Source organism: Methanothermobacter sp. THM-1, assembly GCF_009914355.1.
Taxonomy (GTDB): Archaea; Methanobacteriota; Methanobacteria; order Methanobacteriales; family Methanothermobacteraceae; genus Methanothermobacter; species Methanothermobacter wolfei.
This window is the reverse complement of sequence record NZ_CP044013.1, coordinates 783,894-795,543: the sequence shown is the minus strand read 5'-3', so window position 1 is coordinate 795,543 and position 11,650 is coordinate 783,894. Positions and strand designations below refer to the sequence as shown.

Below are 11,650 nucleotides of genomic sequence, written 5' to 3'. Positions count from 1 at the left end.
TATGGAACTTTTAGACTACAAAATAAAGGAAGAATTTCCAGTGGAGTCCGTTCTAAAGAAACCAGAGATGTATGGTATATTTACAGGGTATAATTTACCCTCCTTTGTCAAGGACTGGTTGATCCAAATGAATACCACAACTGAAGGAAAACTTGATGAACACAGTTTAAAGTTCTTTTTGGATCAGCATATAGCTCAAAAAAATAAGAACATAAAGGGCACTTTAATTAATGATCTTAGATCCCTAAAACTGCTGGCCAGAATTATAATAGAACCAGATATAAAAAGCGGTATTTTAAAATTCGCAATCCCTGATCTTGGCATCGGTTCAAATGAAGGAGTGGTTCCCAACTATATCGCTGAAAAGTATCCTGAATTAAAGGGTGGTGAAATTTGGGGGGTAGTCAAACTTTCATATAATCCGCCCGATAATGGAAAAAATGGATTTATAGAAATTGCAGATTACAGATCATTTAAACCGTATTCTGTTGACTTGGATTACTTTAAAGAAAAAAGAGGAAAGTTTACCATTGAAGAATGGATCGATCTGTTAATTAGATCAATGGAGTATAATCCTAAAGGTTTTGAAAGTTTAACCCAAAAGATGCTGTTTATTGCAAGGCTATTGGTTTTTGTTGAGCCGAACCTTAATATGTTTGAATTGGCTCCAAAGGGGACTGGTAAATCATATGTTTTTAACAATCTAAGCAAGTATGGATGGGTTATAAGCGGAGGTATTGTAAGCCGGGCGAAACTTTTGTATGACATATCCCGGAAAACACCAGGTTTACTCACTCTTTATGATTTTGTTGCCATGGATGAAGTCGAGACAATTAAATTTACGGACGAAAGTGAACTACGAGGAGCTTTAAAAAATTATTTAGAATCAGGAACATTTTCAGTTGCTAATTACAAAGGTGAATCATCTTCTGGCCTAATAGTTCTTGGAAACATTCCACTAACAGAAGAAAAAACACCTATCTCTAAAAAGTATTTCACTAATTTACATAGGTTCTTCAATGATCCCGCCCTTTTAGATAGATTCCATGGGTTTATTGAAGGATGGAAGCTTCCAAGGATGAGGGAGGACCTTATTATAAAGGGTTACGCATTAAACGTTGAATATTTCTCTGAAATTTTACATGAACTAAGAATGGAGTCTCAATTTAGGAATGTCGTAGAAAAAATGTTATATATACCAAAGGATGCAGATACAAGAGATAAAAAGGCCATAATTAAACTAGCAACAGCCTACCTTAAACTCATTTTTCCGCATGTATCAGGCCCCGAAGATATCGAAAACCAAGAATTCAAAACTTTCTGCCTTGAACCAGCAATCAAGATGAGGAGCATCATAAAAAAACAAATATCATATATAGATCCAGAATTCTCCGAGGAGGTCCCTGATATCAGAGTAAAAGAATGATTAAAATCATCTTTGACTAATATAAGAGCTAATATATATGCAGAGTCAAATCAGAAAATTAGTTTGAGGATTGTCGGATGACCATTGGCACCCCTGTGTGAACCAATAAAGATCATGTTCTGCGCTGAAGATTCTTAAAAAGATGAGGATAGTATACTGTTGGTGTATATGCCGGTGCACCGTAGATAGAGAGGGAAATAGCACCCCTACCCTGGAATGTCCTGTTGGGTCTTCTATGAGAGAGGCTGATCCTCATACATGAACACCTTCATTGATCTCTATAACTGGATAACAAGTCATGAACATTTAATCTGAGATTGCAATGTAAAACCAAACCTCGAGTCATAACTGGACGGAGCCTCCTGAATGGGGAGTCCCCCTCTGGACTGATTAAATTCTGGAAAAGGGTGCGGGTTCAGCAGTCAGCAGCCTTTAACTGATGGTTGACTGTGAAGCCCTTATTGAAGCAGAGGGTCCTCTTTTAATTAACTCTTCATGTCCACTCATACGGGTTGAACTCTGATGGCGGTATGTACATGACCTCGGCGTATCCCCTTCTCAGGAGTTCCCTGTTGAGGTTCACTCCATCCACGTAGACCACCGCAAGGACCCTGCCATACTTATCATGTCTCCTGGCATCATCGATGTCCAGCTGGACGGTTCTGCCAAGGCAACTTGATTTTACAAAGTCCTTCGCTTCCCTGTATCCTGACTGCCCCCTCTCCGGAGTGTTAACACCCACGAATCGTATCCTGCCAACACCCTCAACATCGATGGTGTCACCGTCAACCACATGGTAGCAGTAACCTGATGCATCATACTTAACCCCTGATGTATCTGTTGAGTTGTCAGTGGAGTTGATGCTGGAGCTTTGGTTGTCAGGGACGTTCTCAATGGAGGGTGTGTCATTGCCGGTCCCCGTGTAATCGAATTCTGATTCATCAGAGACGCATCCGGCAACCATCACAGCAAGGAGGACCACTAGAATGTACCTTTTCAAATATACCACCCCTTAATTATGATTTCCAGGAGGGATTTATGATCCGCTCCTGAGACTTTAAAGTGTATCATCGGTGTCCATGGACTCCGCCGATGATTGAATCTGTTTTACGCGCCCCTCATGTACCATTAAACCCCCTAAGTATTATTCTGATAAAACTCACAGATAAACCATGCGGCCGGACACCTGAAAAGCATTATATAATACTAAAATCAGAGTTTACTCATGGTTAAAGAGGTCCTTGAGAGGTTCACAAAGTACTGGCGGTTCAGGGACGCCATAGAACATGTTGAGACAATCCCTGCGAGGGAGGCGGAATACTCTGACGTCGATGACCTCCCTGAGAACATCATGGAGTATCTTAAGGGGAATGGTATAAGGCTCTACAGGCACCAGAGGGAGACCCTTGAGGCTGCAAGGAGGGGTGAAAACGTCCTCATAACAACACCCACAGCCTCAGGAAAGACCCTTGCATTCAACCTCCCCATCCTCGAAGCCCTCAGCCAGGATCCTGGGGCAACAGCCCTCTACATTTACCCTGCGAAGGCCCTCTCAAGAGACCAGCTGAAGGTCCTTAAGGGACTTGAATCGGAACTTGGACTCACACTCAACCCTGCAGCCTATGACGGTGACACCCCCCGGGATAGGAGGCCCTGGATAAGGAGCAACTCCAGGATGGTGATAACAAATCCCCACCAGCTCCACAGGATACTCCCATGGCACCACCAGTGGAGGAGATTCTACAGTAACCTCAAATATGTGGTGGTGGATGAGGCCCACCAGTACCGGGGGGTCTTCGGATCCAACGTGGCCTTCCTCATAAGGAGGCTCAGGAGGATCTGCAGATACTATGGCTCCAGTCCCGTCTTCATACTTGCAAGCGCAACCCTCGCAAACCCTGAGGAGTTCGCCCGTAAACTCACAGGACTGGACTTCCATGTGGTGGCGGGGAACAGTTCACCATCGGGGCCAAAGCACTTCGTATTCTACAACCCCTACCTTAAGAGGGGTGAACCATCAGCCCACCTTGAAACCAGCAACATACTCACCTTCCTCGTCCTGAGGAACATCCAGACCCTCTGCTTCACGGTCTCAAGGAAGATGGCCGAGCTTATAACACGCCTGACCCGCCAGCAGCTTGACAGTGAGAACCGTAAACTTGTGGAGAGGGTCACATCCTACAGGGCAGGTTACCGTCCGGAGGAGCGAAGAAAGATAGAAAGGGACTTCAAGAATGGCGACCTCCTTGGTGTTACAGCAACAAACGCCCTTGAGATGGGGATAGATATAGGGTCCCTTGACGCAGTCATCATATCAGGATTTCCCGGGACACTTATATCAACCTGGCAGCAGGCAGGAAGGGCCGGGAGGAACATGAACGACTCCATGGTTGTCATTGTGGCCTTCGAGAACCCCCTGGACCAGTACCTCATGAAGAACCCCTCCTTCCTCTTTGAGAGGCCCCATGAGAACGCCATAATAGACCTTGAGAACCGTTTCATACTGAGGAACCAGACCGCCTGCGCGGCCTCCGAACTCCCCCTCACCCTCAGGGACTTCTCAGACCATGACTTCAGTGTCAGGGTCGCCCGGGACATGATTGATGAGGGGGAACTTGAGGTTTCAGGGGATGGCCTCGGCTGCAGCGGCGAACCCCACTTGAGGTACGGCCTCAATGATGCCTCATCAGATACCTTCACTGTCATCGCGGATGGAAGGGTCCTTGAGACCCTCACCAGGTCCCAGGCCTACCGTGAGGCCCATGAGGGGGCCGTGCTCCTGAACCATGGTAACAGTTACACCGTTGAGGACTTTGACCTTGAGGGGCGGAGGATAACCGTGAGGAGGAAGGATGTTGAGTACCACACCGCCGTCCTCAGGGAAACAGAGCTGAGGATTATAGAGGTGCTGAGGACCCGGAGGCTTGGTGATCTCCAGCTGAACTTCGGCGAGGTTGAGGTCACGGAGCACTACACAGGCTACCGTGTCATCAGCTACAGCCGGGTCTTGGGGAGGAGGGACCTGGACCTCCCGCCCCTCAGGTTCAGGACCATGGCCCTCTGGTTCACAATACCATCCTCCATAAAGGATGATGTAGAGTTCGCCTTCAGTGAAGATGACGCCTTTGAGGGGGGGCTCCATGGAGCCGAGCACGCCCTCATAGCACTCTTCCCCCTCCATGTCCTCTGCGACCGGATGGATATAGGTGGACTTTCAACCCCTGAGCACCCTGACACGGGAGCCCCCACCATATTCATATATGACGGATTCGAGGGGGTATAGGTCTCTCAGAGAAGGCCATGTCGGTCTTCGAGGACCTTCTTTCTTCAACCCTGAGCCATGTATTCGGCTGCAGCTGCAGTGACGGATGCCCCTCCTGCATCTATTCACCAAAGTGCGGTAATGATAACTCACCACTCCATAAGGGGGCCGCAATCTGGATGCTGAATAACCTGAGGCACCTTGCAGGTGGTCCTGTGGAGGATGCTGAAGCAGAGGATGTGGACGACCCCCTCCAGGAGGCTGCGAGGCTGTGCACTGAGGGGAGGTTTTCTGATGCCAAGCTGATGCTCCATGAAATCCTTGAGGAGAGTCCGGGCGACCCGGGGGCCTGCTACCTGATGGGTGCCATCCTGAGGGAGCAGGGGGAGGCCGAGATGGCCGAGTACTTCCATGAGAGGATAAGGGGGGCTAAATGATCTCATGACCTGTTCATGCTTTTCATGGGGGTGGTGCTTATCTGGTACCGTCTGATGGATGAACTCATAGGGGAGTACCGTTACATGACACCCGAGGAGGCCCTTGGCGGGTCCATGGTTGAGTGCGGTGACTCCCTCACACTGGAGATGACAGAGAAGACCGAGATCGAGTTCAGGAGGGCCAGCTCCCCTGATGACCTCATGTGGGACCTTGAACTCGTAAGGGGGGTTGGAGAAAGGAGTGCGTCTGAATTGAGACGCGAGGGTTACCTGACCCTTGAGGATCTCCGCTCCCACCCGGTCTACGGGGCCGAGGCTGCCAGGGTCCATGATCTCCTCCTTGAAGGTGATCTCAGGGGCCTCAGGGACTACCTCAATCTCCCATCATCCCATCCATCCCTTCTCAGGTGCCTGAACCTCATGGATGAGGAGAGGCTTGTGTTCATTGACATTGAAACCCTCGGCCTTTCAGATGAACCGGTTATACTCCTGGGTATGGGGTGGATTGATGGGGGGTCCATGGTGGTGAAGCAGAGGCTTTCTGTTTCCCCTGAGGATGAACCGGGAGTATTTGAACTCCTTGACTCGGTCAGGGATGATGATGTCCTCGTAACCTTCAATGGGGCGAGGTTTGACATTCCTTACATCCATAGGAGGCTGCGGGTCCACGGGCTTAACATGACCCTTGACAACATCAACATTGACCTTTACCATGTCTCCAGGCGCTGGTGGGGGTCCCTGCTGCCGGACTGCAGGCTCTGCACGGTGGAGAAGCACGTCCTTGGAGTGGAGCGGGGCCTTGATGTTCCCGGGGCCCTTGTACCGGAGTACTATTCAGCCTACCTTTCAACCGGGAACCCAGGTCCCCTGGTACCTGTTGTTGAGCATAACAGGGAGGATATAGTGAGCCTTGCAGGGATACTCTCATCCCTTAACCTCCAGCTCACCTCAAAGGATAAATAAGGTTTTTAACATAATAACCATGGTGTTTCTATGGACGTCCTCGTGGCCCTTAACAGGATAGCCGGACTCGTGATGGGGGTCCTCCTGATCTATGCCTGCCTCCGTATACTGGATGAACTCCGGGAGCGGGAGATGGCCATGTCAATGATATTCCTCAGGAGCCGGTCATCGGTCCTTGTATTCGTCTTCTTCTTCATTGCATCCATCTTCACCGTTCTTGTGGGCCTCTCATTCATAACAGGGCAGGATGAATTTGTTGTTGAATCATTCCTTAATCTGAACGCCTTCTTCCTTCTGGCGGCGCTTCTGCTTCTTTCATCGGTTATGGGGGTGCCCGGGAGATGATGTGGCTGAAATGGCTGATACTTGTCCCTCCCTTTACTGGTGTTCTACTTCTCACTGAGGACCCTTATTAACATCCTCAGGTTCCGTGAGGCTTCCCTTGGACTCTTTCTGTCTAAATTGAAGGATAGCACCAGTATGATAGGGCTGCTTGCCCTTTCGATGCTCCTTTTCAGCATCACAAGGATCATGGATATCATTGACATGGTGATTGACCTTCCAATGAACGACACCATAATCGCAGCGGTTATATGGTCGGTGAGCATAATCCTTGCCATCATATTCCACAGGATGTCCAGGATAACCTCACCAGATTGAGGTGCAGGGTATGGTGAAAGGATATAAGTCTGGGGGTATAGATTAGAAGCACGTAAGTTTATTATAGTTAAAGGGTGGATCAAAGTTTTTTAAGAGGGAGAATTGAAGATGGAGTCCCCGGCAAAGGAGATCATTGAAAGAGAATTTGAGCGTTTAAGGGAGAAACTCCTTGACCTCACAATGCGGAACCAGCTCCTGAATTTCAGGCCAAGGTCAAGGACCATCGAGGTTGTAAACCACGACCCATCCCACATCTACAGTTACCTTGTACTGAACGAGAGGAAGATGAAATTCGCTCCAAGGCCCGAGGCGCCTGAGGATGAGGGTGAGGAGGAACTCTGGGAGTACCCCTCCAGTGAGGAAGATGCAGATGGCATCCCCCAGGAGGAGGGGCACCAGGCACATCATAAACCAGATGAGAACATACTCCAGACGGACCTAACAGGCTCGGAACTCCAGAGGAGGCTCTTCTACATTAACCAGAGGGCCAGGACCATGATACAGGAGCAGGGCTACAACATCCTCTACCTCGCCCTCGGGTTCCTTGAGTGGAGGACCCCCGATGAACCCGACATCAGGAAGGCCCCCCTCATCCTCGTACCGGTGCTCCTTGAGAGGAGGAGGGCCGGCTCCACCTTCACCGTGAAATGGGATGGCAGCGAGATCATAACAAACATGTCCCTCCAGGCCAGGCTGAGGGAGGAGGGTGTGGAGCTACCTGAATTCCGAATGCCATCTGACATTGAGGGCGTGAAGGGGTACCTTGAGGATGTTGAGTCCTCGGTGGAATCCATGGAGGGCTGGTGTGTGACGGATGAGGTCCAGCTGGGTTTCTTCTCCTTCACAAAGTTCCTCATGTACATGGACCTTGACCCTTCATCCTATTCCAACTGGGATGAGATCATAGAGAGGCCCCTCCTGAGGTCACTCTTCTCCCTTGAGATAGACCGTGACGAGAACGAGGTTAATATCGATGAGATACCCTACAGGGACCTCTACCATGTTGTTGATGCGGATTCATCCCAGATAGCGGTTATAGAGGATGTTAAGGCAGGTAAGAACCTTGTTGTTGAGGGACCCCCGGGGACCGGTAAGTCCCAGACCATTGTGAACCTGATAGCGGAGCTCATGGCAGCCGGTAAGACAGTCCTCTTTGTCAGTGAGAAGATGGCTGCCCTTGAGGTTGTGAAGAGCCGGCTTGACAGCATCGGCCTTGGGAGGTTCTGCCTTGAACTCCACTCCCATAAGGCCCGGAAGAAGGATGTTCTGAATGAACTTGAGAGCACCCTCATGGATGCCGAGGCAGAGAGGGTGGAGGCTGAGAGGGAGTTCAGGAGGATAGAGAAGCTGAGGGATGAGCTGAATGAGTACAGGAGGGCCCTGCATGAACCCCTCTACGGTATAGGCCTATCCCCCTTCCAGCTCTTCGGGATGAAGGAGAAGGCCGAGAGGCACTTTGATGAGCTCCCCTTCGTAAGGATACCCTCACCCGAGACCATAACCCCAGATGAATGGGATGAGGCACTCATAGAACTCCAGAACCTTGCAAAGCTTGCAGAACTCCTACCACCACTCCCCGAGAACCCCTGGTCCGGGACTGATCCCGGTATGATACTCCCCTCTGATGTGAGGGAACTTGAAATCCTCTTTGACTCGGTGGTGAGGACCGTTGATGAACTCCTGGGGGCCCTGGATGTCTTCCAGGAGAAGTATGGCTTTAAAAGGGTGAGGACTTCAGGGGAGCTCAGGATACTTGAGGAGATAGCATCCGTTGTCGCTGATTCAAGACCCTTTGATCTGGAGGTCCTCAGGACAGAGCTCTGGGACCGTTACAGGGCGGATGCCTTCACGCTCCTTGATAAGCTTGAGGACTACACTCGGAAGAGGGCTGTGCTTGATGGATTCCATGAATCGGTCCATGAGGCGGACATCGAATCCCTCCTCAGGGAGTACCTCAATGAGTCATCAAGCCGTATAAAATTCCTCAGCGGAAGGTACAGGAAGGTTAAGAATCAGATAGACGCCCTTTACATAGGGAAGGCCCCTGAAAATGATTATGAGATCATCGAGGACCTTGAAACCCTTATAGATGTCCTGAAGCTCAGGGAGGAACTTGAACGTTACGGTGAAGTTGCTGAGAAGTTCTTCGGGTCCATGTGGCAGCCAGAAAACCCCCGGATAGATGATTTAAGGGCCACCGCAGAATGGATCGTGAGGTTCAGGGACCTCCACTCAGAGGGCCTTATAACCGAAAGGACCCTTGAGGCCATATCAGAGGGCATAGAGCGGGATGAACTCCTGGGTGAGCTTGAGGAGATCAGGGGCATCCATGAAAGGCTCCAAGAGAAGCTTGAAAGACTCCAGTCAGCCATAAACACCCACGCCCATGTCATATTCAACATGGACCCTGATGATGTCCCCTTCACCCGCTGGAAGACCATAATAGGGGAGTGGGAGGATAAGATCAGCATACTCCCCCTCTGGTCCCAGTACCTTGAGAAGAAGAGGCTCTGCATGAAGACCAGGGGCGCTGCATTCATACCCCTCATTGAATCGGGTATAATAGGCCTTGAGGACATCAGGCCGGCAATGGAGGGCAACCTTGCAGACGCCCTCCTTGAGAAGGCCTTCAGGGAGATACCCGTCCTCTACACCTTCATCGGAGACCTCCATGAGGCCAGGATAAGGGAGTTCAGGGAGCTTGACTCCAGGATCATTGAACTGAACAGGAAGAGGCTCATTTATAAACTCACCAGGTCCATGCCAGGAGTCTTTGGGGGGCCGCCCCTGATTCAGAGGAGAGCATCCTGAGCGGTGAATTCACACGTAAAAGGGGGCACATGCCCCTCAGGAAACTCCTTAAAAGGGCGGGGGGTGTTATAAAGAGGATAAAGCCGTGCTTCATGATGAGCCCCCTTTCCATTGCCCAGTACCTTGACCCCAGGAGCAGCGAACTCCAGTTTGACGTGGTCATATTCGATGAGGCCTCACAGGTCAAACCAGAGGACGCCCTCGGCGCATTTCTGAGGGCCAGGACGGCCGTTGTTATGGGTGATACGAATCAGCTCCCCCCAACAAGTTTTTTTGACCAGATGGTGTCCTCTGAGGAGGACTCTGAGGACGTGGCAAGCGCGGCTGATATTGAGAGCATACTGCACCTCTGCAAGAGGAGTTTCCCTGTGAGGATGCTCATGTGGCACTACAGGAGTCGCCACGAGTCCCTTATAGCGGTCTCGAACCAGGAGTTCTATGATAACAGGCTCCTGGTGTATCCATCACCTGCAAGGGATGATGAGGAACTGGGACTGCACCTCAGGTACCTCCCTGAAACGGTCTATGAGAGGGGCAGGACCTCATCCAATCCCATGGAGGCCAGTGCCGTTGTCGATGCCATAGAGGAGCATTTCATGAGGTACGGTAACACCAGGAGCCTTGGTGTGGGCACCTTCTCGGTTGCCCAGATGAACGCCATCCTCGAGGCCCTTGAGGCCCGCCTGAGGGAGAACCCTGAACTTGAAAGGATAATAAACGGGGAGATGGAGGAACCCTTCTTCATAAAGAACCTTGAGACGATACAGGGTGATGAGAGGGACGTTATATTCATAAGTATAGGTTACGGTTTCGATGAGAACGGACGCATATCCCTCAACTTCGGGCCACTGAACCAGGATGGTGGTGAGCGCAGGCTCAACGTCCTTATAACAAGGGCTCGTGAGAAGTGCGTTGTCTTCACCAACTTCCGTTCATCCGACCTTAAAACAGGCCCAGGAACACCCTTCGGTGTGAGGGCCCTTAAGAGGTTCCTGAGGTACGCCGAGACAAGGGTCCTTGAATCCGATGAATCATACGCTGATGCCCAGGGACTCTTCGAGGACTCAGTGTATGAATTCCTCACAGAGGAGGGCCTTGAGGTTGACAGGGGCGTTGGATGCGCAGGGTTCAGGGTTGACTTTGCCATCAGTGATCCTGATGATGATGGGAGATACATTGCAGGCATACTCACTGATGGTGAGATGTACAGCAGGTCCAGTGTTGCAAGGGACCGTGACAGGCTCAGGGAGGAGATACTCCGCAACCTTGGCTGGAACATAGTCCACCTCTGGTCATCGGACTGGTACCGGAACCCTGAGGAGACCCGTCGCAAACTCAGGGGGACCATTGAGGAGATCATCACCGTGGAGCGGAAGGCCAGGACCCCTGATGATCAGGATTTAATCCAGGAAGAGGCTCATGAAGATGAAGCACGGGAGGAAACCATGGACATGGAAGCCGAAGGTGGTGTGGTTCAGAATGATGAGTCTGATCATGAGGGCTCCGTGAGTCAGGACGACCCTGAGGCAGGTGCCGTGAGGCCCTCCATGGATGATGGTGTAACAGGCTACATGGAATACACTACAGATAAACTCAGGGAACCCGATGACCTCTACAGGAGCTCAACACCTGCCATCTCATCCATTGTGAGTGAGATAGTGGCCATGGAGGCCCCTGTACATGTTGAGGAGGTTATAAGGAGGATAAGGGAGTCATGCGGTCTCAGAAGGGCTGGAAGGAGGGTGAGGAGTATAATAGGATCCGCCATCGAGATGGCTGAGAACAACGGGAACATCAAGAGGGAGGGTGACTTCCTCTTCCTCAGGGAGTCAACCCCCATCACCGTGAGGAAGAGGACCGGGAGGATTGATATTAACCTCATATCCCCTGCTGAGATCGAGGAAGCTGTTAAAATGGCCCTTAAATCACCATTAACGGTGGATGAGCTGACCGTCAGGGTTGCGAGGATGTTCGGGTTCAGGAACACCAGCAGGAAGACCTCTGCAGGTATAAGGAGGGTCATCGATGATATGCTCGCCCGCGGAGACCTTGTAATGGAGGGTGACACGGTGAGGAAGGGGGGATGAACAG

General features: G+C 50.7%; 7 protein-coding genes and 1 pseudogene. 7 read left to right on the top strand and 1 reads right to left on the bottom strand.

Annotated elements, in window-relative coordinates; translation table 11 throughout:
• Nucleotide 1: 1 nt before the first annotated feature.
• Entirely contained in the window at nucleotides 2–1,426 is a 1,425-nt protein-coding gene (gene brxL, locus FZP57_RS04195; RefSeq protein WP_191216536.1) for a BREX system Lon protease-like protein BrxL, read from the top strand.
• A gap of 493 nt (nucleotides 1,427–1,919) precedes the next feature.
• Here brxL and FZP57_RS04190 read toward each other — a convergent pair whose 3' ends face one another.
• Entirely contained in the window at nucleotides 1,920–2,426 is a 507-nt protein-coding gene (locus FZP57_RS04190) for a thermonuclease family protein (RefSeq protein ID WP_238337996.1), read from the bottom strand.
• A gap of 225 nt (nucleotides 2,427–2,651) precedes the next feature.
• On the opposite strand from FZP57_RS04190, the pseudogene FZP57_RS04185 reads away from it, so the two are divergent.
• The 6 genes and pseudogenes from FZP57_RS04185 to FZP57_RS09370 all read left to right on the top strand — a co-directional run bounded on the left by FZP57_RS04185 (nucleotide 2,652) and on the right by FZP57_RS09370 (nucleotide 11,646).
• A pseudogene (locus tag FZP57_RS04185) lies at nucleotides 2,652–5,125 on the top strand (DEAD/DEAH box helicase).
• 33 nt (nucleotides 5,126–5,158) lie between these two features.
• Nucleotides 5,159–6,088: a ribonuclease H-like domain-containing protein gene (locus tag FZP57_RS04180; protein WP_238337993.1), complete on the top strand. Its 930-nt coding sequence runs from the start codon at nucleotides 5,159–5,161 to the stop codon at nucleotides 6,086–6,088.
• Nucleotides 6,089–6,118: 30 nt separating this feature from the next.
• Nucleotides 6,119–6,433, top strand: a complete 315-nt coding sequence (locus FZP57_RS04175; protein ID WP_191216535.1) for a hypothetical protein — start codon at nucleotides 6,119–6,121, stop codon at nucleotides 6,431–6,433.
• Nucleotides 6,434–6,568: 135 nt separating this feature from the next.
• Nucleotides 6,569–6,748: a hypothetical protein gene (locus FZP57_RS04170; RefSeq protein ID WP_191216534.1), complete on the top strand. Its 180-nt coding sequence runs from the start codon at nucleotides 6,569–6,571 to the stop codon at nucleotides 6,746–6,748.
• 108 nt (nucleotides 6,749–6,856) lie between these two features.
• Nucleotides 6,857–9,559 (top strand): DUF4011 domain-containing protein, encoded by a 2,703-nt coding sequence (locus FZP57_RS09375; RefSeq protein ID WP_238338012.1) that lies wholly within the window; start codon nucleotides 6,857–6,859, stop codon nucleotides 9,557–9,559.
• A gap of 29 nt (nucleotides 9,560–9,588) precedes the next feature.
• A complete protein-coding gene (locus FZP57_RS09370) occupies nucleotides 9,589–11,646 on the top strand; it encodes a DUF3320 domain-containing protein (RefSeq protein WP_238337992.1) in 2,058 nt (685 codons plus the stop codon).
• Nucleotides 11,647–11,650: the final 4 nt, after the last annotated feature.